The following is a 22,264-nucleotide window of genomic DNA, read 5'->3' on the forward strand; positions in this document are numbered from 1 at the left end:
CGTGCAAACCGACCACAAGCGGTCAGATCACGATTTGCCTTGACGGCTGAAACAATCGACTATGACTGTCGCTTGGCATAAGAAGTTGAAACTCCGGTTGAAGATTGCAGTTGCGGCAAAATCCGGCTGCGGGGTTGATGTGCGCTGGCTGGTCCTCAAAGTCAACCCCCGGCCATAGCAGGCATCAATTTTTTTGCCCTCAGAACACGAAGCAATTCTCATACCCTTGCCCGTCGGGCGCTGAAATCCTAAGTCTGGAGCAATGATATTCCAGCGGAGTTTGCGCATGCCCGAAAAACCTTCCTGTAATCACGCCCTGACCGAATGGAACGGACCGCTCGGCCTGCCGGATTTCACCAAATTCAAGGATACGGATTTCGGCCCCGCCTTCGATGCGGCGCTGGCGCAGGATCTGGCGGAAGTCGAGGCAATCGCACAGACGACAAGCGAACCGACCATCAACAATACATTGAAAAGCCTGCAGCTTTCAGGAAAGGCGCTCGACCGCCTGTCCTCGGTTTTCTGGCTGCGTGCAGGCGCGCATACCAATGAGGCCATTCAGGCGCTGGAGCGCGAAATCGCGCCCAAACTTTCGCGGCATTATTCGCGCGTCGTGATGGACCCGGCGCTTTTTGCCCGCATCGATGCGCTTTACGAAAACCGCGATATGCTCGATCTCGATCATGAGACGAAGCGGGTGCTGGAAAAGACATGGAAAGGCTTTGTCCGCTCCGGCGCAAAACTCGATGAGACCGGAAAGGCGGAACTTGCAGCCATCAACGAAAAGCTCGCCGGGCTGGGGGCGCGCTTTGGCCAGAACGTGCTCAAGGATGAAGCAGGCTGGGCGCTTTTCATCACCGATGAGGCGGAACTTGCCGGATTGCCGGATTTTCTGCGTGCTGCCATGCGCAGCGCCGCTGCACAACGCGGCCAGCCCGATGCCTATGCGGTCACGCTCTCGCGTTCCATCGTTGAGCCTTTCCTCGCATTCTCGGAAAATCGCAATCTGCGCGAACGCGCTTTTCAGGCATGGGCAAAACGCGGCGAGAATGGCGGCGAGACCGACAATCGCGAGATTGTGCGCGAAATGGTCGAATTGCGCGAGCGCAAAGCGCATCTGCTGGGCTATGCCAATTTTGCCGCCTATAAGCTCGACGACACCATGGCCAAAACGCCCAAGGCCGTAATGGAATTGCTGGAGCCGGTCTGGGACAAGGCCCGCGCGAAGGCTGCGGAGGAAGAAGCCGAGCTTGAACGGCTGATCATAGCCGAAGGCGGCAATCACAAGGTCGCGCCATGGGACTGGCGTTTTTATGCCGAAAAACTGCGCTCGGAACGCTTCGCTTTCGATGAGGCGGAACTAAAGCCCTATCTGCAACTTGAAAAGATCATTGAAGCCGCCTTCGATGTGGCCAACCGCCTGTTCGGCATCCGCTTTGAAGAGCAAAAGGGCATCACAGCCTGGCACCCCGATGTGCTTGTATTTCAGGTTTTCAATGAAGATGGCAGCAAGCGCGGCCTGTTTCTGGGGGATTATTTCGCCCGCACGTCGAAACGCTCGGGCGCATGGATGAGTTCGCTGCAATCGGGTCATAAGCTCGATGGCGGGCAACAGCCGATCATCTATAATGTGATGAATTTCGCCAAGCCCGCAGCCGGCGAACCGGCGCTGCTCTCGCTCGATGATGCGCGCACGCTGTTTCACGAATTCGGCCATGCGCTGCATGGTTTGCTTTCGGACATCACATGGCCTGCCGTCGCGGGAACCGCCGTTTCGCGCGATTTCGTGGAATTGCCGTCACAACTTTATGAACACTGGCTGACCGTGCCGGAAGTGCTCGAAAAATATGCCGTGCATTATCGCAGCGGCGAAGCAATGCCGAAAGCGCTGCTCGACAAGGTGCTGGCGGCGCAGACCTTCAATGCCGGTTTCAACACGGTGGAATTCACCGCGTCCGCGCTGGTCGACATGGCCTTCCATACCGGCAAGGAGAAGATCGCCGATCCACTCGCCTTTGAAGCGGCGACGCTGCAAAAGCTTTCCATGCCCGATGCCATCATCATGCGCCACCGCACGCCGCATTTCACCCATGTCTTCTCGGGTGATGGTTATTCAGCCGGCTATTATTCCTATATGTGGTCGGAAGTGCTCGATGCCGATGCTTTCGCGGCCTTCGAGGAGACGGGCGACGCGTTCAATCCGGAACTGGCTGCAAAGCTGCGCCAGTATATTTATGCCGCTGGCGGCAGCCGCGACCCGGAAGAGCTTTACAAGGCGTTTCGTGGTAAGATGCCGACACCCGACGCGATGATCGAAAAGCGCGGGTTGAGTGAGAGCACATCCCGAAAAGTGTGAAGCGTTTTTCGGATAAGATGTGCAGCAAAAACAATGAAAGGCCGGGCAACCGGCCTTTTCCAATTTTCGATCAATATTCGCCGAGCTTGATGTCGGGCGTATAATCCACGCCGTCCACTTCCTTCACCACCGGCTGACCACACTGCATCACGCCGGTGGCTGCATTGAAGGCATAGGTGGGCGAGCCGTAAAGCTGCCAGCCCTTGTTGAGCGCCGCCGTGACCCGATGGCAAAAGGCGGAGTCGTCGGGTCCGGTAATGAATCGATAAAGCTTCATGGTGTTCTTTCCCTTGTTGTGAGTCCCGCCTTTGCAAGCAGGCGTTCGGCCATTTCCAGATGCAGTCGCTCGACCATCTGGCCATCGAGCGAAACCACACCTTTGCCGGAGTTTTCCGGGCGAGCAAAAAGATCGATCACGGCGCGGGCATGGGCCAGTTCTGCCTCGGTAGGTGAAAAGGCATGGTTTGCAGCCTCGATCTGCCCCGGATGGATTAGCGTCTTGCCGTCAAACCCCATGGCCGCACCCTGCTCGCATTCGGCCTTAAAACCGGCATGGTCGCGAAAATCATTATAGACCCCGTCGAGCACTGCCAGTCCGCCAGCGCGCGCAGCCAGAATGATCTGCATGAGCCACGGCACCAAATAAGGTCTTCCTGCCTGCGACCGCACGCCGGTTTCGCGCGCTATATCGTTTGGCCCGACAACAAAGCAGGCAAGCCTTGCCGCCGAACGATGGCCAAGAACCGCGATCTCATCGGCATTAAGAATTCCGCGCGCGGTTTCAATCATCGCCCAGATACCTATAGCCGGATCGGCATCGTTGCGATCAAGCCCTCTGGCTGCATCGATCACATCCTGCGGGCGTTCTACCTTTGGCAGCAACACGCCATCGATATGCATTTCTGCTGCCGCCGCCAGATCGTCCCCGCCCCATGGCGTTTCCGCCCCATTGACCCGCACGATGCGCTCGAATGCCACTTGCGGATTTGCCGCCAGGTGGGCTGCCAGTGTCGCGCGGGCCGCAGATTTGGCTTCAGGTGCGATGGAATCCTCCAGATCGTAAATGATGCAATCGGCGGAAAGCGTCAGGGATTTTTCAAGCGCGCGCTGGTTGGCGGCTGGTACGAAGAGGACGGAACGGCGGGGGCGGATCTGCGTTTTCATGAGAGATTTGTGCACTGAATAATGGCGCGGCGCAAGCAGGCAGGTATTGCTATCATGTGCCTTTCAGGTTGCGACCTATTCGGCACTTGTGGTCACAAAGATTGACTCTGTGCCATGCTGATGTAAACCAGTTCTAACTTGTAAATACGAAACTGACAGGCTCCGGACATGGAAAAGTTCACCAAGCTCACGGGCGTTGCCGCCCCCCTGCCGATCGTCAATGTCGATACGGACATGATTATTCCGAAAGATTATCTCAAGACGATCAAGCGCACGGGTCTGAGCAAGGGACTGTTCGCTGAAATGCGTTTCAATGAAGACGGGAGCGAAAACCCGGACTTCGTGCTCAACAAGCCCGGCTATCGCAATGCGCAGATTCTGGTCGCCGGCGACAATTTCGGCTGCGGTTCCTCGCGTGAGCACGCACCATGGGCTTTGCTCGATTTCGGCATTCGCTGCGTGATTTCGACTTCCTTTGCCGACATCTTCTATAATAACTGCTTCAAGAACGGCATTCTGCCGATCAAGGTCAGCCCGGAAGATCTCGAAAAGCTGATGGATGATGCTTCGCGCGGCGCCAATGCGACGCTGACCATCGATCTGGAAACCATGGAAATTCACGGGCCCGATGGCGGCACGATTTCCTTTGACGTCGATGATTTCAAGCGTCACTGCCTGCTCAACGGCCTCGACGATATTGGCCTGACCATGGAAAAGGCCGATAATATCGATACGTTTGAAGCGAAAAACGCTCAAGAGCGTCCCTGGGCATAATGGTTTATCCCGTTCCTGACCATTGGCCTGAAGCCCGGCGACCGAACCATTGATAAGCACCCGGTTGGCTGAAATGGCCCATGAAGATCAAAGCCGCGACTGGGGAGAGCGTCTCTCTCCGTCGCTTGATGCAATCGAATCCATCGCGATCGAAGCGCTTGCGCATCTTCCGCAGGAATTTCGTGTGCTGTGCGGCGATATTATCATCCAGATTGCCGATTTCCCCGAAGAACAGATCCTTGAGGATATGGGGCTGGAAACACCGTTCGATCTTCTGGGACTTTTCGAGGGCAACGGCATAGGCGAGCGTTTCAGCCTGCAAACCGGCGACGGCCCGAACCGGATAACGCTTTATCGCCGTGCAATTCTCGATTACTGGGCCGAACATGAAGAGACGCTGGGCGACATCATCACCCATGTCCTCATTCATGAGATCGGCCATCATTTCGGTCTCTCCGATGACGATATGGAAGCCATCGAAGCGCAAGCAGAATAATCACATTGCAAAAAAGCGCCGGAGTTCCCGGCGCTTTTGTTTTGTGATGGCTCAGGCTGCCAGAGCCTTTGGCGTGATCAGACCGCGCGCGATCAGAAGTTCCGCAATCTGGATCGTGTTGAGTGCAGCACCCTTGCGAAGATTGTCCGAGACAACCCAAAGCGCCAGCCCGTTCTCGACCGTAATGTCCTCGCGGATACGGCTGATATAGGTCGCATCTTCACCAGCGGATTCATAAGGCGTGATATAGCCGCCATCTTCCTGCTTATCGATGACGAGGCAGCCGGGAGCTTCGCGCAGGATTTCACGCGCTTCATCCGCCGAAATCGGCTTTTCAAACTCGATATTCACCGCCTCGGAATGGCCGATGAAGACCGGCACGCGCACAGCCGTCGCCGTCAGCTTGATCTTGGGATCAAGCATCTTCTTGGTTTCGGCCATCACCTTCCATTCTTCCTTGGTGTAGCCATCTTCCATGAAGCTGTCGATATGCGGAATGACGTTGAAGGCGATGCGCTTGGTGAACTTCTTCGTGGAGATCGGATCGGCGACAAAAACAGCGCGCGACTGCTCGAACAGCTCGTCCATGCCTTCCTTGCCCGCGCCCGAAACCGACTGATAGGTGGAGACGACGACGCGCTTGATCGTAGCTGCATCGTGCAGCGGCTTGAGCGCCACGACGAGCTGCGCGGTCGAGCAGTTCGGATTGGCGATGATGTTCTTCTTGCGGAAACCTTCGATGGCGTCGGGGTTTACTTCCGGCACGATCAGCGGAATATCGGCATCATAGCGCCAAGCCGAAGAATTATCGATGACGACGCAGCCCTGCGCGCCGATCTTCGGCGACCATTCCTTCGAGATCGAACCGCCAGCGGACATGAGGCAGATGTCGGTATCGGAGAAGTCGTAATTATCGAGCGCCTTCACCTTGAGCGTCTTGTCGCCATAGGAAACTTCGGTGCCCTGACTGCGGCGCGAAGCAAGCGCTACCACCTCATCGGCGGGGAAGCCGCGTTCTTCAAGAATATTGAGCATTTCGCGCCCGACATTTCCGGTGGCGCCGACGATTGCTACCTTAAAACCCATCTGTCTTCTCCTGTCTCTCCGCTTCCATAAACCCGCCGACCAGCGGGCCTTTTCCCAGGGCCAGACCCGGGGAGAGAGGGCGAGCAGGCCAAGGGATCAGACCGTTTTCGTGGTCGTTTTAATGCAAGTGGCCGTGGTGGTTTTGGAAACGGTCGCCAAGGAACAATGAATGGCGGCGAGGCCATTTATTCCCAACTGGCTGTGTGATGCGCGGACAGCGTTCACGAGAGAGTCTCCTTTTCCGTCTGCGCTTTTAAGCCCTTTAGAAAAAGAGTCAATAATTTCTCCCCATTTTATGCGCAGCCCGCCCAAGATCGGCGCAAAAAGGCCCACGCGGCAGGAAAACCGCCGAGGAAATCACATGGGCCAATCCCTTTCGTCAGTAAAGCAAACGCGTGCGGATGGTTCCGGGTATCTCGCGCAATGCCTGCAGCACATCATCGCTGAAATCATCCATGGCGTCGGCCTCGATCACGACATAGCCCACTTCACCGTCCGTCTGCAGAAACTGGCTGACAATATTGATATTGTTCGACGAGAAAATATTGACCAGCGAATTGAGAATGCCGGGGCGGTTTTCATGCACATGCATGAAGCGCGTGCCGGTCGGACGCGGCGGCAATTGCACCTGCGGGAAATTGACCGCGCCAAGCGTGGAGCCGACATCGGAATATTCCACCAGCTTGCGGGCGACTTCCGTGCCGATGCGCTCCTGCGCCTCTTCGGTCGAGCCGCCGATATGCGGCGTGAGGATGACATTCTCCACCCCCTGCAAGGGTGTCGAGAACGGGTCCTTGTTCGAAGCAGGCTCTGTCGGGAAGACGTCGATGGCCGCACCGGCCAGATGGCCGTCATTGAGCGCGCGGGCCAGAGCATCCAGATCCACCACCGAGCCGCGCGCATTGTTGATGAGGAAGGCCCCCTTCTTCATCTTGCGCAGCCGGGCTTCCGTAATCATCTTGGCCGTCGATTTGTTTGAAGGCACATGCAGGCTCACCACATCGGAAATGGCAAGCAGCTCATCGAGCGTTTCGGTCGGGATGACATTGCCATATTGCAGCTTGTCGGTGGTGTCGTAATAACGCACGTTCATGCCCAGGCTTTCGGCGAGATTGCCTACCTGCGAGCCGATATTGCCATAGCCGACGATGCCGAGCGTCTTGCCGCGCACCTCGCGGCTGCCAATGGCCGACTTCTCCCACCCGCCCGCATGAGCCTTGACGGAACGCGGGAAAATGCGCCGCATCAGCATGATGATCTCGCCGATCACCAGCTCCGCGACCGAACGCGTATTGGAGAAAGGCGCATTGAACACGGGAATGCCGCGTTTGCGCGCCGCTTTCAGATCGACCTGATTGGTTCCCACCGAATAGCAACCGACGGCGATGAGCCGCTGTGCGGCTTCGAACACTTCATCGGTCAGCTGCGTACGCGAACGAATGCCGATGATATGCGCGGACGCAATCGCCTCGATCAGTTCCGCCTTGTCCAGAGCTTTTGGCATGTGAACGATATTCGTATAGCCCGCCGACTTGAAATAATCGACAGCCGACTGATTGATGCCTTCGAGAAGAAGAACGTTAATGCGCTCACGCGCGAAGGAAAGACGTGTGGTCATGGTGGGGGCTTTCGAGATGAGTCTCAATGTTCACATAGCGACATAAATCAATCGGCCCATGTCGTCACTGCGATATTTTAAGCTTTTGCAACGAAAAGACCGGACAGGGCCATAAAATCTGCTTAACTTTCATTTCCGGGCGGGATTTATGCATGTTCACGACATGTAAACGGTTTTCGGCAAGGATATTCATTCCGGGCAGATTATAGGTGCAATTTGGCTTCCAGTGTCGATGCCGCAATCAGCTTTGCCGATTCCTTCTCTCATATGAGAATTATCAACGGCATGGGTATCAGCCTTTGCCTGTCGCGGCTGCTCATCTTTGCATCCAAATTCGTGCAGCATCCCACCCGGCATACGATTTCTTCTATGCATATCGGATGGGTTCTCGTCGTTTTTCTATGGATAATCCAGTTCTGGTGGAACTATCTTCTGGAAAGCGGCGCCAAGCAATATGATGTTTATACCTATATTCTTGATCTTCTTTACGTATTCGGCCTGTTCTTTGTCTGCGTGACGCTGACGCCGGATGAGGTCAAGGAATATGGCGGCTATGAGAGATATTTCCTCTCACGAAAAGCCTGGTTCTTTTCGCTTTTCATCTTTCTCAATCTGATCGAGTTTTTAAGCCAGATAAAAATCGATCTGGTTGCGCGCGACTACACGGAAATGAAGAGCGACGCCTTATTGTTCTCCGTGGAAACGGTCGGCATAATATTCGCCATATGCATAAAGCAGCGCGGCTTTCAGTTCTTCCTGATCGCGCTGCTTCTTTTTGGCATATTGGTCGATTTCGTAACGGCGTAAAGCGGCTCACTTCCTGATGAGATGAACCGCTTCTCTTGAACAAAAGCTTGGAGCGCCGATCTGATCCTATCAGATCGAAACGCATTCTAAGCCGCCAATGCCTTGAACTTCGCAAGGATCGCATCGCCCATTTCCGACGTGCTGATGCGGGTCGTGCCTTCCGACCAGATGTCCGCCGTGCGCAGGCCGTCATCGAGCACCGCCGCAATCGCCTTGTCCAGACGGTCGGCTTCATCGACCAGATTGAACGAATAGCGCAGGCACATGCCCAGCGATGCAATCATGGCGATCGGATTGGCAATGCCCTTGCCGGCAATATCGGGAGCGGAGCCATGCACAGGCTCGTAAAGCGCCTTGCGCTTGCCGGTCAATGCATCCGCAGCCCCCAGCGAGGCGGACGGCAGCATGCCCAGCGAGCCGGTCAGCATGGCGGCAACGTCGGAAAGCATGTCGCCAAACAGATTGTCAGTTACGATCACGTCGAACTGCTTGGGCCAGCGCACAAGCTGCATGCCACCGGCATCGGCCAGCATGTGCTCAAGCTCGACGTCCGAATGTTTTTCCTTGTGGCGGGCAGTGACGACCTGATTCCACAACACTCCCGATTTCATGACATTGCGCTTTTCCATCGACGTGACCTTATTGCGGCGCGTGCGCGCAAGTTCAAAAGCCACATCGGCGATACGTTCGATTTCGTAGGTGTCATAAACCTGCGTATCGATGCCGCGTTTTTGTCCATTGCCCAGATCGATGATTTCCTTGGGCTCACCGAAATAGACGCCGCCGGTGAGTTCGCGCAGGATGAGAATATCCAGACCCTCGATCACTTCGGGCTTGAGCGAGGAAGAATGCGCCAGCGCCGGATAGCAGATCGCCGGACGCAGATTGGCATAGAGTTCCATATCCTTGCGCAGGCGCAGAAGCCCTGCTTCCGGGCGCACTTCATAGGGCACATCGTCCCATTTGGGTCCGCCGACGGCACCGAAAAGAACAGCGTCCGAGACCAGCGCCTTTTCCATATCGGCATCGGAAATGGCCTGCCCATGCGCGTCATAGGCGCATCCGCCTACCAGACCTTCATCGGTTTCAAATCCGAGATTGAGATCCGAATTGAGGAAAGCGATGATCTTGCGGACCTCAGCCATCGCTTCAGGACCGATGCCATCGCCGGGCAGGAGGAAGAGTTTTCTGGATGCCATAATGCCAAGCCTCTGTTTTTCTTACGCAATAAAGCGCGTCGCGATCTTTCAGATTCGCTCCTTACGCTTTCAGTTTTTGTTTTAACGCGCATCTTTTCCGAAAACCGTTTCACACTTTTCGGAATGCGCTTCAAGTTTTCACGAGGGTTATAGAACCGCCCTGCCCGGCAGGCAACAACCAGCGCGCTGAAATTTATGAAAAAGAATGGCTTTCAATCCGAAATTATATAACGCCATGACCGAATGCCGCTAAAGCAGCATCCTTCAGTCCAGCGCCCTTGCTTCCGAGGGCAGCATGATCGGAATTCCCCCGCGAATGGGGTAAGCCAGCCGCGCCTTTTTGGAAATCAGCTCGTGATGTTCCGCATCATATTCGAGCGGCCCCTTGGTCAGTGGACACACCAGCAGTTCGAGCAGTTTCACATCGAGATTGTCACTTTTTTCGCTTTCAGCCATTTTTCATTTCCCGAGCATCATTGCAGGCGCGAACTATAATCGTCCCTGACCTTGGCCAGCATCATTTCCGTAATCGCAATCAACGTCGCCGCCCGCGTTTTAAGGTCTGCCGCCTCCAGCAGCGCCTGCTTTTCCGCAGGCCCGAACGGCGACATCATCGACAGGGCGTTGACCAGCGTTTCATTGCCCGCGCGCGCAATGCTGTCCCAGTCCGCTTCCAGATTATGGGCTTCAAGATATTCACGGAAAGTGCGCAGAAGGGCTTCGCGGTCGATATTGGCACCATCGCGCGCGTCTTCAAGATCGGCAAGGAAGGGCGCGATGCGGCACTGGCGATAGGGGCGGCGACACTGGATCTCTTCAAGCATGCGAAAGCGGCAAATACCGTCCAGCGTAATCAGAATGCGCCCGTCGCCGGTCTCGGAAAAAGTGGTTATGCGCCCCATGCAGCCGACCTTGCTCAAGGCAGGCTTCGCCGCCTCGTCAAACTCGTCGCTTTCCTCGTCATCCGGGCGGATTTGCGGCTGGATCATGCCGATGATCCGGTTGCCCGACATGGCATCGTCCACCATTTCAAGATAGCGCGGCTCGAATATGTTCAGTGGCAGCTGCCCGCCCGGTAAAAGCAAGGCACCGCGCAACGGAAAAACCGATACTACAGCCGGTATGTCTTCACCCGTCCGGTAACGGGCATTGCCCACTTGCATGGCTATCTCCCTTGTAATCCCGCCACCGACCCATTCCCGGCCCGTCCTGCGGCCTTTCCGGTCAGGAGAAGAGCAGTGACGAGAGTTTGCGGCGAGCGCTGATCGTTGCCGGGTCGCTGTTGCCCCAGGCTTCGAAGAACTGCAAAAGCTGCATGCGCGCGCCATCGTCGCTCCATGTGCGATCGGCTCGCATGATCGCCAGCAATTCATCGGCGGCTTCATCGCGCCGACCCTGCGCATTGCGCACCTGCGCCAGATCAAAACGCGCCTGATAATCCTTACCATCCGCCTGAACGCGGCGCTCCAGCTCTATCGGATCGCCAATGAGCTTGACCTGATCGGCCAGCGCCAGCCTGGCTTCAAGCCCGCGCACCGCTGGCGTATCTTTCTTGTCGGCAGGCAGGCTGTCGAGCATTTCGCGCGCTTTTTCCGCGTCTCCCGATTCCAGCACGCATGTGGCAAGGCCAACGACCGCTTCGACATTGTCGGGCGCGACCTGAAGGATCGAGGAAAAGATTTTACCCGCCTGCACATAATCCCCGCTCTCAAGCAGTTCGGTGGCCGCCTTCATGGCCTCGCCGAGCGCTGCTTCCTGATCGCTGGGACCGCCGATCTTGGCGATGAATTCCTTCACCTGCGATTCGGGCAATGCGCCCATGAAGCCATCGGCGGGCTGGCCATTGACGAAGGCTATGACGGCGGGAATCGACTGGATGCCCAATTGACCGGCAATGGCCGGATGGTCATCGATATTCATCTTGACCAGCTTCACCGCGCCACCTGCCTGACGCACGGCATTTTCAAGCACGGGCGTCAATTGCTTGCACGGACCACACCAAGGCGCCCAGAAATCGACAAGCACCGGCTGTTTACGCGATTCGGTCAGAACATCCGCCTGAAAACCCGCAGTGGTCGTGTCCTTGATCAGATCCGCCCCTGCCGGCGCAGCGCTCGCACCGCCGAAAGTAACATTGGCCGACATTTGCCCACTGGCGCTCGAATAGGGATTGTTCTGGCTCGTCATCGGATTTCCTCATATCTGCCGGCCCACATGAAAGCAGGCGTGACCGGTTTTGGTATTTCAGGTCGTGGTTATGCTTCCCGATTTCAAGTCAGCCGGGCGAACAAACATTCCGCATATAGTCTATACCGAAGCGGCCGACTTCGCATCCTCCGAAACGGGGAGAATACGCGGCTTGTGGCCGGTTTCTTCCAGAAAACGTATCAGGTCGTCGCGCGCAATCGAGGTCGTGGCTTCATTGCTCAGCGGATGGCCGTTGATGATATCGTAGCGCATCAGGGCTTCATCGAGAATGATCTCGACATTATGCCCCTTGTCATTGACCGCGCCGAATACCGTCACCGCTCCGGGAATGACGCCAAGATATTCGAGCAACTTTTCCGGCTTGCCGAAAGACACCCGGCTGGCCGCACCGATGACGTGGTGGATTGATTTGAGATCGACCATTGCGTCTTCTTCCACGGTAACCAAAAAGAAATTGTCTTTCTTGTCCTTGAGAAAAAGATTCTTGGTGTGACCGCCGGGAATTTCTCCGCGCAGGCTCTGCGAATCAGCCACCGTGAACAGGGGCGGATGCTCGACCGTTTTCACCTCGATGTGAAGGTCGCGCAGATAATCGTGCAAATCTTGTGGCGTTAAAGGCATATCTGTTCCTTCTCCCCCGGCAGCAGTTGGCCGTCTTGATGTCATTGATCGGCAATCCTCGATAGGGCTCACCCTCCTATATCACCACCTTGGCAAAACCTATATCAGCCCCGGATAAAAGGCGAATAAGGCAACAGGCGCTTTCTTTGCGGGTAACGGTATTTTCCTGCAATTTCCCTGTTGCAATCAGCCGATGGTTGGTCCATATAGCGCCTGCCTGACGGAATCGCTGGCGCGAGCGGGTGTAGCTCAGGGGTAGAGCACAACCTTGCCAAGGTTGGGGTCGAGGGTTCGAATCCCTTCGCCCGCTCCAGTTTTCCGTTAAGTCTCAGGCAACAAAATCCCGGTTTCGTCCGGGATTTTTGCTTTCTGGAAAAGCGCAGCGCCTATATTTTCAAAGCTTGCTTTATCCCCGGTCAATCCGGGAGACGGGCAATTTTGCTCCGGCCAGATGACGCTCGGAGAGCGCGCGTTCTTCAACGATGGAATAGCGGAAACGGAACAGTTTTGCCGGGCGGCCACCAGTTTCACTGTCGCTTTCGCCGGTTTCTTCAACCAGATCCTGCTGCTCGACCAGACGGCGGAAATTCTGCTTGTGCAGGCGCAGACCCGCCAGCGCCTCAATCGAACGCTGGAGCTGCAAGAGTGTAAAACTTTCCGGCATCAATTCGAAAATAACCGGGCGATATTTGATCTTGCCGCGCAGCCGGGCGATGGCGGTTGCAAGAATGCGGCGGTGATCGGCAAACATGTGCAGGCCGTTCCCCTCGTCTCCCCTGCCCGCCTCACGCACAAGCCCCGCCTCGTAGAGAAGTTCATAGCGCTGAAGCGTCAGGTCTTCGTTCCAGCGTTCGCCGTTGAGGCCGAAAGCAAAAGCAATGCGGCGCAGGCGCTGTTCTCTTGTCCCGGCGCTTGCGGCCTGATGCGCCCATCCATGCAGGCCGTCGCTTAAAGGCCCGAGGATTTCCGGCACACCGCCACGATGATCTTCCCATGGCAGATAGTCATACCAGCCGCACCAGCCAGCCTGTTCGACGGTTGCCTGATTCTCGCGCACCAATCCCAGATAGCTGATGGAAATGATTCGCTCCCCCTGCGCGTGACGATCGCGGTCAGCAAATGTGTAAAGCTGTTCGAGGTAGCCCACCGGATGTGCGGTCTCCGCCTGCACCCAGGCGCGCAAGCCCATTTGCAGCGAGCGATGTTCCGTTTCAAATGGCCCCGAAGGCAAGGCGTAGCCCTGTCGCACAGTCATGACGCGCGGCTGCTCACGGGTAATGGCGACAAGCACGGCGATAAGTTCGGTATGGGCAATATCGTCAGTCAAGAGCAATTTCTTCCGTAAGGCAGCAGTCACAACGGCAAGGAAAACAAGCCACGAAAAGAATTACAACGCGCTATCATTTCCAGAAAGCTTTATGCCAGAAACGCATTCCTCCCAACGAAATAACATCCATCTATAAACAGAATTCCTGTCGGCATTTTGTGATTTACGCACCTCGCCACTACCCCTATGTTTGAACTCCATATTGTCCATTGGTCGACCAGCGCCCCGCCTGCCAGACCGGAACGGAGTTGCTATGTATCTTGGCCTCGATCTTGGAACATCCGGCGTCAAGGCGCTGCTGATTGACGATGCGCAAAAGCCCATTGGCTCGGGGCATGGCGCACTGGATGTTTCGCGACCGCAGCAAGGCTGGAGCGAACAGGACCCGGCGCAATGGGTGAAGGCCTGCGAAACGGCCATCGATGAGCTCAGATCCTCCTTTCCAAAGGAATTTGCGGCAATCGTCGGCATCGGCCTTTCTGGCCAGATGCATGGGGCGACCTTGCTCGATACAAATGACGAGGTCCTGCGTCCCTGCATTTTGTGGAACGATACGCGCAGCTATCAGGAAGCAGCCGAACTTGACGCCGATCCGGCCTTCCGCGCCATTTCCGGCAATATCGTCTTTCCCGGCTTTACCGCGCCCAAGCTTGTGTGGGTGGCTCGCAACGAGCCTGATATTTTTGCGCGCATCAGCAAGGTTCTGCTGCCAAAGGATTATCTGCGTCTCTGGCTGAGCGGCGAATATGTCTCTGACATGTCGGATTCCGCAGGAACGAGCTGGCTTGATACGGGCGCACGGCGCTGGTCGCCGGAACTGTTGGCAAAAACCGGCCTTGCTGAAAGCCATATGCCCAGCCTTGCTGAAGGCTGCGATGTGACAGGACGATTGCGAGCGGAACTGGCCTCCAGATGGGGACTGGCCAATCGCCCCGTTATCGCTGGCGGTGCGGGTGACAATGCGGCCTCCGCCTGCGGTATGGGAACAGTGAGACCGGGACATGCCTTCATCTCGCTTGGCACGTCGGGGGTGCTATTTGCCGCCACCGCCTCTTATCAGCCCAAACCGGAAAGTGCCGTACATACATTCTGTCACGCATTGCCCGATACCTGGCATCAGATGGGTGTTATTCTGTCTGCGGCAAGTGCGTTCGAATGGTATTCGGGTATTGTCGGTTCTACGCCGCGCGAACTCGATCGGGCACTGGGCGAGCATTTGAAAGCACCCGGCTCGCTTACTTTCCTGCCCTATTTGTCCGGCGAGCGCACACCTTATAATGATGCGAAAATTCGCGGAGCCTTCACCGGTCTTGAGCATGAGATGGATCGCAACGCCATGACACAGGCCGTTCTTGAAGGCGTAGCTTTTGCCATTCGCGACAATCTCGCAGCATTGCAATCAGCCGGCGCAGAAATCAGCGCCCTCACTGCAGTCGGCGGCGGATCCCGGTCGTCGTATTGGCTTAAAGCAATCGCGACTGCACTCGATCTTCCAATCCTGCTGCCTGCGGAAAGTGAACTTGGTGCAGCCTTCGGTGCAGCGCGTCTTGGGCTGATAGCCGCAACCGGCGCCGATCCTCTGGCGATTTGCAGCGCGCCTTCCACAGCCCGCGCAATAGAGCCTGAACAGGCTTTGCTTGCCTCTTATGATGAAGCCTATCGGCGCTATCATGCCCTCTATCCCGCCTTGCAGGGACTTGCATAATCAGGCTCCCATTCATTGCAGACTTCGGTTCTGCCCATATCTCGTCTGCTTATGTCTGGCGCTAATCAGCAAGGCTTTGGCGCAAAAGGCCCCTTCGGCAGCTTTTTGCGTAAGGATGCGCAGATAGCCGCTGGTCGAGCGAATAGTCTCATAGCGTTCAAGAAGACAGGCGATCACAATGGCCGTATTCAACGATCCAAGCACTTTCAAAGCATTTTCGTAAAGCTTCGTGTCGATGCCTATGAAGCCGCGAATTTTCTCCGTGGTTTCGAGTAAGTCCTGCCAGTGTCGGATAGGACCAGATGCATAATTGGCTAGTTCCGGACAGGATCGAAGAACGAAATCGAGTGAAATTGTATGTTCGGCATCCGGCAAGGGTTTTGACGCGCGTTGGCTGTTATCCGTTTCTGCTAGATTTCTATCAAAATATGAATCTGGTTCTGATTCATTTAGCTGCCGCTCAATATGAGATTCATTGCCGCTCATTTTCTCTGTTTTATATTGATTATTCAATAGCTTACCCACAGAGACGTGGATATCGCGCAATGCTTCGACCAGCGCGCTGAGTTCTTCGTATTCCGCCCGGCGAGGAATGGAGTCGACGATTGTTCTGTAACGGGCTTTCAGATCAACCCATGGACCGGGCAGTTCTTCCTCAAGCCCATATTCGAGCATCTTTGCAATGTCGCGGCGCAGCAGGGTGAGTTGCTCGCGTATTTCACGCAAAGCGGCTTTTTGCTCCTTTACCTGTTCTGCGGCGGTTTCGATTTCCTGGGCACGGGCCAGAAGCGGTGCAAGGGAAAAACCGAAAGCAATCTTGAGTTCGCCGGATTTTGTGCGACGGGCATAACGCTTGCCATTTGGGCTATCCTGGCGGCTGATAAGACCTGTTTCGACGAGCGCAGCCAGATGTCGGCGCAAGGTTGCATCCGCCATGCCGTGGGCACGCAGCGCCAGTTGCTTGTTTGATGGGAAAACCACAAGACCGCCAGTTTCATTGAGAACGGCCTCGGGATGAAAGGACAGCAAGGCTGACAGCACCGCAAGCGTACGGTCGCTGATGCCGATAATGCTCTTGCCTTCACACAGCCAGCGATAAAGCTGCCACTTGTCAACAGTGGCACCCTGCGCGACTTCTCTGGTTTTTCGATGCGCTGCCAGCAAGGCATGCGTCATCCTTTGACTGCCAAACGGCGTCAAGCCAAATTGAGACTCCATTTTCTTTCACCTTCCACAAGGCAAAAGATATCCACCCGCCAAAATGACGCTAATTACACTTGACACTGATTCGTGGATTTGCGATTCTCTAGCTGCTAAACCAATGAGAAGGGCTTCCACGCGGCGACGTTTGGGGGCCTTTTTCTTTTGCTCTGTTTGCCTTTCTTCAAATTCTGCAAGCGACCATCGCCTGCCTCCTTTGCCTTTATACGCTTGAGCGTGTCGCGTTTAACCTGACGCATTACGCTCGCTCCAGATTACTCAAGTGGCGCATATTCGCGAAGGCTAAACGAAGCCGTCTAGCCGCGATATGCTTTAGGCTGAAAAGGAGGAGACAAGTCCCCTCGCCTTTCTACTCATACTCATTTCTCGTCATCTTTGAACGACGCATAAAGCGTATCCAGATTGCGAGAAATCCATTGCGCAAAACGATGCCCATTTGCAGCACTCATGGCCAAAGTGGCCGTTTTGCTATTTTGCCTGATAACGACATTCACGCTTTTATCCGTCGCAACCCAGGTCGCTCCGCTGCGTGAATCGGCTTTGGTTACAGGCCGTTTTTGCCTGCTGCCCTTGAGATAGGCGTAAAGTTGCTCGAAGCGGTCGCTGGACTGCGCCTCTTTGAATGGCGCACTGGCGATCAGCTCGCGCGCCGCATCCGCCTTGCCCGGCATTTCGATCAGCTTGCGCAATTCAAGCCAGCGGTCACGCCCGATGCCTTTTGCCGGACCGATGGCCATCAGCATGTCTTCAGGGATTGCACGCGGTATGGTCAGCATCTTGGAAAGTGTTTGATAATCGACAGACAAGGCAGCCTGTATCGCTTCGCGGTCGAACTGTAATGCTTCCAGGCGCGCTGCAAAGAGCACACGCTCGATAAAACTGAGATTTGCACGGGCGGAGTTTTCCTGCCCCTGGCTAAGAATATGTTCCAGATCGGCGAGGGGCTTGATAACCGCCTTGACCTTTATGCCCAGTTCCTGCGCCACGCGCACCCGGCGATGGCCGAAGACGATCATATAGCGGCCGTTGTCCTGCGGATGCGGGCGAACCAGAATGGGGCTATCCTGTCCGCGTTCGCGAATGGCCGTCAGAAGCTCAAGATATTCCTGATCATCGGCCTGGGGCAGGCGGTCCGCGACGAAGGAAACATCGAGATCGGCCGGATCAAGCTCGACGACCGCTTCGCCATCCAGCTGTTGCGCGGCCTGTCTGGCAAGCTCGTCAATAGAAGCCGAAAGCGACTTGGCGGCACCGAACCGACGCGTCACGGTTTCTGCCGGCGCGCTGGCGTCGGTTCCGGTCGGTTCCGTTTGCATTACGCTTCTAAAGATGTTCTTCCGTGCCATTTTTTCGTCCTCAAACCAGCCATAGGACTGATTTCACTTCATATTTCCTATATTAGACCGCCGTCTAACGCCCCCAGGCCGTATGAATAAGCCCTCTTATCTCTGAATTGACGGCTTCCATGGAATCCATGGCGCGATCATAGGTTGCCCTGTTCATCGAAGAGCGATCAACCTCGTAAAGCGTCTGCTTGGTAAGTCCTGCATCCGAAATAGCGGTTGATTTGAGCATCTGGTTCTTGAGCATATGCGAAGCAAGCATGCTCTGCATGAAGCCGACCATTTGCGCCTGTGGTATGTCCATCGGCTCATAGCGTGTGACCAGGTATCTGAACCAGTCGAGATGAACGGCTCCGCCTGCCTGCCGCACGGTTTTGAGAATATCTCCCAGCATGAGCAGGAATTGCGACATGGACATCAGGTCGAGCATTTGCGGATGCACGGTGATGAGAACCGCCGTTGCCGCGGATAAGGCGGTGAGCGTCAGATAGCCAAGCTGCGGTGGGCAGTCGATGACGACAATATCGTAATCCTGATCGACCTCCGCCAGAACGCGCGCAATGCGATTCCAGAAGCTGCGGCCTTCGCCGCCATTCTGCATCGCCAGGGGCGTGTCATATTCATATTCCTGCAATTCCAGCATGGCCGGGATAATATCGAGGCCGGGGAAGTTCGTGTGGCGGATGACTTCACGAATTGGCTTGCGTTCGGAATCATAACGGATGGCTTCATAAAGGGAGGGGAACTCGTCGAGCTCCGGCTGAATGCCATGCAGCGCCGATAAGGAAGCCTGCGGATCGAGATCAATCGCCAGAACCCTGTGTCCTGTGAGGGCGAGATGCTGCGCAAGATGGGCTGCGGTCGTCGTCTTGCCCGACCCGCCCTTGAAGTTCACCACGCCGACGACCTGCAATTTTTCATCGCCGCGCCGATGCGGGACATAGCGTTTGACTTCCGCCCGGCCATTCTGGTCGAGCCAGTGCCGCAATTCCTGTATCTGTTCGATCGTATAGGCTCTGCGTCCTCCCGAAAGAATGATAGGCTCGACGGACTTGCCTTCGAGATGCAGCTTCTTGAGGTTGCTCGGAGACACGCCGAGGAAATAAGCCGCTTCAGCCATGGAGAATTGCCGCAAGCTCTTGCGGGCATCGGGGGGGAAGTTCTCATGGCGCAGCAAATTGAGCTTGCGAGAAATCTCTCGCCCTTGCATCAATATCGTGTCATCAAACGACAACGGAGCTGCCGGGTTCGCGGTATTCATCGGTTTCAATCCCCAAGTGACGGCACTGAAACTAATACCGCCAGAATACCGTCATTATGTCCGATTCTTATTTTGCTGCAAGTGCCCTCTCTTAACAAAAGGTTAGCATCAACGGCGATGCGTTGTAATCGGCTTTCATTACGAATCTGTATTATCTTATCATGCTGATTTTGAAGGGGCTTTTTGAAAATAGACGGCAGTCTATAATTTGCGGCGACGAATCCAGATATTTTTGCGTGGCGTATCCGGTCTATTTGCCTCGCCATTGACGCTGGGCGCGAGGTAGAATCAATCTGGTCTTTCCCCGAAGGCTGACAGATAGGTCAGATATTCCGTTTCCGAAACGATATGACCAAAACGCCGCCCTGATGAGAGGCGATGGATTGTTTGCGCGGCATTCTTTCAGATAAGAGCGTTCGCTTTCAGATAAGGGCGTTGGATATACCGCGCACTTCCCGTTGCAGGCAGTTGCATCCTTGCGTTCAATATTGCCGAAGCCTGGTGTGATTGAGCGGGGAGGGGTCGGCATATGCATCACTTTATAGGCGCAGCTTTTAAGGTCGCTATGGCATATGAGGGTTCTCGGTATGGCCTTTAGCAAAGAGGGTGGACTTTTTTAACCAAATCATCCTATATTGGCTCACGCAGCCTTCTAAGAGGGCGGTCGTGATTTCGAGAGAGCGCAGAAGCCGAATTTGGCAATTAAAGACCGTCGCTCCAACAAAACAAAATCACCAGATAGCTTTCGCCAAGCAAAATAACGCAATTATTTTCAGGTCTATAGATGATCAGCTTAATTAGCTGGAAAGCCTATGGATCGTAACCGGGGCAAATCGGTTGGCACTGCCTTCAAAGCAGGCACTTTGATGCTGTTTTGTCGGTCAAGCCCTTGGGGGCGGCGGGTAATGGCGTGGACCAGGTGCAGAGACGTTGCCGGTTCGTTTCGGTGCAGGCTTTTCTAATGTAATGCGAGCGGGGGGCATCGCGTCGGTTCGCGAAGTACCTTGTTGCAAATCAGGCGAACAGACCCGCTTGCTGCAGGCTCAGCGGCAGATAGACACCAGGGAGAAAGAGGATAGAAGGCTAGGTTGGCTCAGGCTTTCGCCAGCACCAGTGCAGCCAGCGGCGGGACAGCTTTGTCGGCAATGCCCAGCCGGTCACCCAGAAAGTGGTAGAAGGAAACGCCAAGCTTCCGGCAGGTTTTGAGCAAGCCCAGCATGGTGTCACGTGCCATGCGGCCATCCCGGCTCATCGTGCCGCCGGAGATCTTGCGCTTGGTGACGAAAGTGCGCAGATCGTTCTCCGACGCGTTGGTGTGCAGCGGCGTTTCCGGTCGTTCCAGCACTTTAAGCAACTCGTGCTTGCGCCGGTAGAGGCGTGCCAGAAGCCGATCCAGTTCATTATAGCCGGTGCGTATGGCAAAGATGCGATCGAAACGTTTGTGGAATGCGGCAATGCTGCCAGGCGAGGGCTTTTGCGGGAACGCCTTCAAAGCCTTGTAAAACCGCCAGATCAGATCGCGCATCGTCTCCACCCAACGAGCTTGCCTGGGTGTGGCGGGCATCAGCTTTTGCAATAAACGCTCGGCATGAACCCAGCAAAGCGCGTGATTGCCAACCCGGAACTGGCCGGCATCGTCGGAGACAATGACCGTATTGCCCAGCAAACCATGGTGACGGATCGAGCCCCATATGCCAGCTTCCCCCAGCATGCGGATCAGCGGTTTGTCAAAGACATCGATCTTTCGGCCCACCAGGTGCTTGAGGAACTGCGACTGATTGGAGAACAACTGCAGCTCAAGCGTTTTAAGCCTGGCCACAAGAGCAGGGTCAGCCTTGCGGCTTTGCAGATACTCAAAAGCGGCATCGTTTAGCACATAATCCCGGTAACTGCCGCGCAGCAGCGACAGGAAGTTCAGCCGCGACTTTGTCGATGTGGTGCGGAAGGCGGTAAAATGTTCGCCGCCGATCTGCGTCGTATAGCCATTGCCATGGGCATGGCTGGCGCCGGTATCATCAACCGTCACATAAGGTGCTGACACCAGACCAGCATGCAGCACGGCTGCATCTTCAGCGATAAAGCCATCCAGGTTCATGGTCAGCAGACGAACAATCTGTCGTTTCGAGATATCCACGCCGATATCGTTCAACAGCGTCGATAGTCGTTCCATCGTCACCTGGCCCTGTGCGTGCAGCATTAAACAGAGCCGCCGCAAATTGGGGCCGTAGCTACCGACAATGCCTGCGGGTAGGGGCGCAAGAACGGTCTTGCCCACAGGTGTTACCCAGCACACGCGCCGGTAATGAATAACCTCAGTGCGCAAAACCACATCCCTCACGTAACAGCTTTTGTAGCCCTTGAAGCGTGATCCAGCCGGAGCATCGGCATTAAGAACAACATCACGTTCAACGCGTTTGACATCCAGTTTTGCTCCACGAGGTTTCTTCTTGCTTGCCTGCTTATCCTGAGCCTTCGCGTCGGTTGCTTTGTCCATGCCCGATGGTTTGAAAGGTGGCCGCGGCGGCAGGTTTTTCAGCCGCGCAATTTCATTGCGAAGGAGTTGGTTCTCAACTTTAAGCTGGGTGTTTTCCAGACGAAGCTCGGCATTCTCCTTACGGAGTGCTGCATTCTCAGCTTCCAGCTTCTCAAGGCGAACTTCTGCAAATTCTGCTTTCTCAACCAGACCTGTGACCAGACTGCGCAACGCATTTAGTGAAAGCGTGTCAGCATGCTTGGGCGAGGGAAGCGTTCTCTTCGGCATCTCAACACAGAATCATGATTTGCCAAAATCAGGAATCCCATATCCATGAAATATCGATGCGAAACTCGCAATATGCACAGTGTTTAATATTTCTGACTTCGACGCAAAACAAAAAACGCCAACAAATATGCCCCGATTGCGGGTATCGGGTATCGGGTAACCGGGTGAACCGGAACCGACCGCTGCGCGTCAGTGCACCCTTATCGACCAGATCTTGCAGATCGCTGGTGGCCGTAGCGCGCGAGGTTTTTGTAATGGCCAGATAATTGTCGGCGCTCAAGCCGCCGACAAAGCCTTCGGGCCCGGCTTCAAACAAC

At 55.4% G+C, this 22,264-nt stretch carries 21 protein-coding genes and 1 tRNA gene; 6 read left to right on the forward strand and 16 right to left on the reverse strand.

Features of this window, described 5'->3' with window-relative positions; genetic code table 11:
• Positions 1-27 precede the first annotated feature (27 nt).
• Positions 28-288: a hypothetical protein gene (locus DKP76_RS19615; protein WP_245410221.1), complete on the reverse strand. Its 261-nt coding sequence runs from the start codon at positions 286-288 to the stop codon at positions 28-30.
• Between DKP76_RS19615 and DKP76_RS12230 the strand changes: the two genes are divergently transcribed.
• Positions 287-2,356 (forward strand): M3 family metallopeptidase, encoded by a 2,070-nt coding sequence (locus tag DKP76_RS12230; protein WP_109707033.1) that lies wholly within the window; start codon positions 287-289, stop codon positions 2,354-2,356. The two genes, DKP76_RS19615 and DKP76_RS12230, sit on opposite strands and share 2 nt — an antisense overlap.
• Positions 2,357-2,426: 70 nt before the next feature.
• On the opposite strand, the gene DKP76_RS12235 is transcribed toward DKP76_RS12230, so the two are convergent.
• Both DKP76_RS12235 and DKP76_RS12240 read right to left on the reverse strand, forming a co-directional pair.
• Positions 2,427-2,633 carry a DUF1737 domain-containing protein gene (locus tag DKP76_RS12235; protein ID WP_078336905.1) on the reverse strand — a complete coding sequence of 69 codons (207 nt, stop codon included), beginning with the start codon at positions 2,631-2,633 and terminating at the stop codon, positions 2,427-2,429.
• Positions 2,630-3,520, reverse strand: a complete 891-nt coding sequence (locus tag DKP76_RS12240) for an HpcH/HpaI aldolase/citrate lyase family protein (RefSeq protein WP_109707035.1) — start codon at positions 3,518-3,520, stop codon at positions 2,630-2,632. Before DKP76_RS12240 ends, DKP76_RS12235 begins: the two co-directional genes overlap by 4 nt.
• A gap of 168 nt (positions 3,521-3,688) precedes the next feature.
• Here DKP76_RS12240 and leuD point away from each other — a divergent pair, with 168 nt between their 5' ends.
• Together leuD and DKP76_RS12250 are read left to right on the forward strand one after the other, a co-directional pair.
• On the forward strand, positions 3,689-4,294 hold the full coding sequence (gene leuD / locus DKP76_RS12245; RefSeq protein WP_109707037.1) for a 3-isopropylmalate dehydratase small subunit: 606 nt from the start codon (positions 3,689-3,691) through the stop codon (positions 4,292-4,294).
• A gap of 73 nt (positions 4,295-4,367) precedes the next feature.
• Positions 4,368-4,790, forward strand: a complete 423-nt coding sequence (locus DKP76_RS12250; protein ID WP_109707039.1) for a metallopeptidase family protein — start codon at positions 4,368-4,370, stop codon at positions 4,788-4,790.
• Between the two features lie 51 nt (positions 4,791-4,841).
• Here the strand turns inward: DKP76_RS12250 and DKP76_RS12255 are convergent, their stop codons facing one another.
• The gene (locus tag DKP76_RS12255) at positions 4,842-5,876 is read right to left on the reverse strand and encodes an aspartate-semialdehyde dehydrogenase (RefSeq protein WP_109707041.1); all 1,035 of its coding nucleotides are present in this window, start codon (positions 5,874-5,876) and stop codon (positions 4,842-4,844) included.
• Between the two features lie 379 nt (positions 5,877-6,255).
• Entirely contained in the window at positions 6,256-7,494 is a 1,239-nt protein-coding gene (gene serA, locus DKP76_RS12260; protein WP_109707043.1) for a phosphoglycerate dehydrogenase, read from the reverse strand.
• A gap of 216 nt (positions 7,495-7,710) precedes the next feature.
• On the opposite strand from serA, the gene DKP76_RS12265 reads away from it, so the two are divergent.
• Complete coding sequence (locus DKP76_RS12265; protein WP_109707045.1) at positions 7,711-8,301, forward strand: hypothetical protein; 591 nt, start codon at positions 7,711-7,713, stop codon at positions 8,299-8,301.
• Between the two features lie 86 nt (positions 8,302-8,387).
• Here the strand turns inward: DKP76_RS12265 and leuB are convergent, their stop codons facing one another.
• From leuB to DKP76_RS12290, 5 genes are all read right to left on the reverse strand, one after another.
• Positions 8,388-9,500: a 3-isopropylmalate dehydrogenase gene (gene leuB, locus DKP76_RS12270; RefSeq protein ID WP_109707047.1), complete on the reverse strand. Its 1,113-nt coding sequence runs from the start codon at positions 9,498-9,500 to the stop codon at positions 8,388-8,390.
• Positions 9,501-9,764: 264 nt separating this feature from the next.
• On the reverse strand, positions 9,765-9,956 hold the full coding sequence (locus DKP76_RS12275) for a Trm112 family protein (RefSeq protein WP_109707049.1): 192 nt from the start codon (positions 9,954-9,956) through the stop codon (positions 9,765-9,767).
• Between the two features lie 17 nt (positions 9,957-9,973).
• Complete coding sequence (locus DKP76_RS12280) at positions 9,974-10,663, reverse strand: LON peptidase substrate-binding domain-containing protein (protein ID WP_109707051.1); 690 nt, start codon at positions 10,661-10,663, stop codon at positions 9,974-9,976.
• 61 nt (positions 10,664-10,724) lie between these two features.
• Positions 10,725-11,687 (reverse strand): thioredoxin, encoded by a 963-nt coding sequence (trxA, locus tag DKP76_RS12285; RefSeq protein ID WP_109707053.1) that lies wholly within the window; start codon positions 11,685-11,687, stop codon positions 10,725-10,727.
• A 120-nt stretch (positions 11,688-11,807) separates the two neighbouring features.
• A complete protein-coding gene (locus DKP76_RS12290) occupies positions 11,808-12,329 on the reverse strand; it encodes a prolyl-tRNA synthetase associated domain-containing protein (protein ID WP_109707054.1) in 522 nt (173 codons plus the stop codon).
• A 238-nt stretch (positions 12,330-12,567) separates the two neighbouring features.
• On the opposite strand from DKP76_RS12290, the gene DKP76_RS12295 reads away from it, so the two are divergent.
• Positions 12,568-12,642, forward strand: a tRNA-Gly gene (locus DKP76_RS12295).
• Positions 12,643-12,735: 93 nt separating this feature from the next.
• Here DKP76_RS12295 and DKP76_RS12300 read toward each other — a convergent pair.
• Positions 12,736-13,656 (reverse strand): NUDIX hydrolase, encoded by a 921-nt coding sequence (locus DKP76_RS12300; protein ID WP_109707055.1) that lies wholly within the window; start codon positions 13,654-13,656, stop codon positions 12,736-12,738.
• A 253-nt stretch (positions 13,657-13,909) separates the two neighbouring features.
• Between DKP76_RS12300 and xylB the strand changes: the two genes are divergently transcribed.
• Positions 13,910-15,361 carry a xylulokinase gene (gene xylB, locus DKP76_RS12305; protein ID WP_109707057.1) on the forward strand — a complete coding sequence of 484 codons (1,452 nt, stop codon included), beginning with the start codon at positions 13,910-13,912 and terminating at the stop codon, positions 15,359-15,361.
• 12 nt (positions 15,362-15,373) lie between these two features.
• Here the strand turns inward: xylB and repC are convergent, their stop codons facing one another.
• From repC to DKP76_RS19840, 5 genes are all read right to left on the reverse strand, one after another.
• Positions 15,374-16,579, reverse strand: a complete 1,206-nt coding sequence (gene repC / locus DKP76_RS12310) for a plasmid replication protein RepC (protein ID WP_109707059.1) — start codon at positions 16,577-16,579, stop codon at positions 15,374-15,376.
• 362 nt (positions 16,580-16,941) lie between these two features.
• Positions 16,942-17,928 (reverse strand): plasmid partitioning protein RepB, encoded by a 987-nt coding sequence (gene repB / locus DKP76_RS12315; protein ID WP_109707060.1) that lies wholly within the window; start codon positions 17,926-17,928, stop codon positions 16,942-16,944.
• Between the two features lie 64 nt (positions 17,929-17,992).
• Positions 17,993-19,186, reverse strand: a complete 1,194-nt coding sequence (gene repA / locus DKP76_RS12320; RefSeq protein ID WP_109707062.1) for a plasmid partitioning protein RepA — start codon at positions 19,184-19,186, stop codon at positions 17,993-17,995.
• A gap of 1,093 nt (positions 19,187-20,279) precedes the next feature.
• Positions 20,280-21,947, reverse strand: a complete 1,668-nt coding sequence (locus DKP76_RS19390) for an IS66 family transposase (RefSeq protein ID WP_199224803.1) — start codon at positions 21,945-21,947, stop codon at positions 20,280-20,282.
• Between the two features lie 28 nt (positions 21,948-21,975).
• On the reverse strand, positions 21,976-22,263 hold the full coding sequence (locus DKP76_RS19840; protein WP_199224804.1) for a hypothetical protein: 288 nt from the start codon (positions 22,261-22,263) through the stop codon (positions 21,976-21,978).
• Between the last annotated feature and the right edge of the window lies 1 nt (position 22,264).

The organism is Falsochrobactrum shanghaiense, from assembly GCF_003149535.1.
GTDB lineage: Bacteria > Pseudomonadota > Alphaproteobacteria > Rhizobiales > Rhizobiaceae > Brucella > Brucella shanghaiense.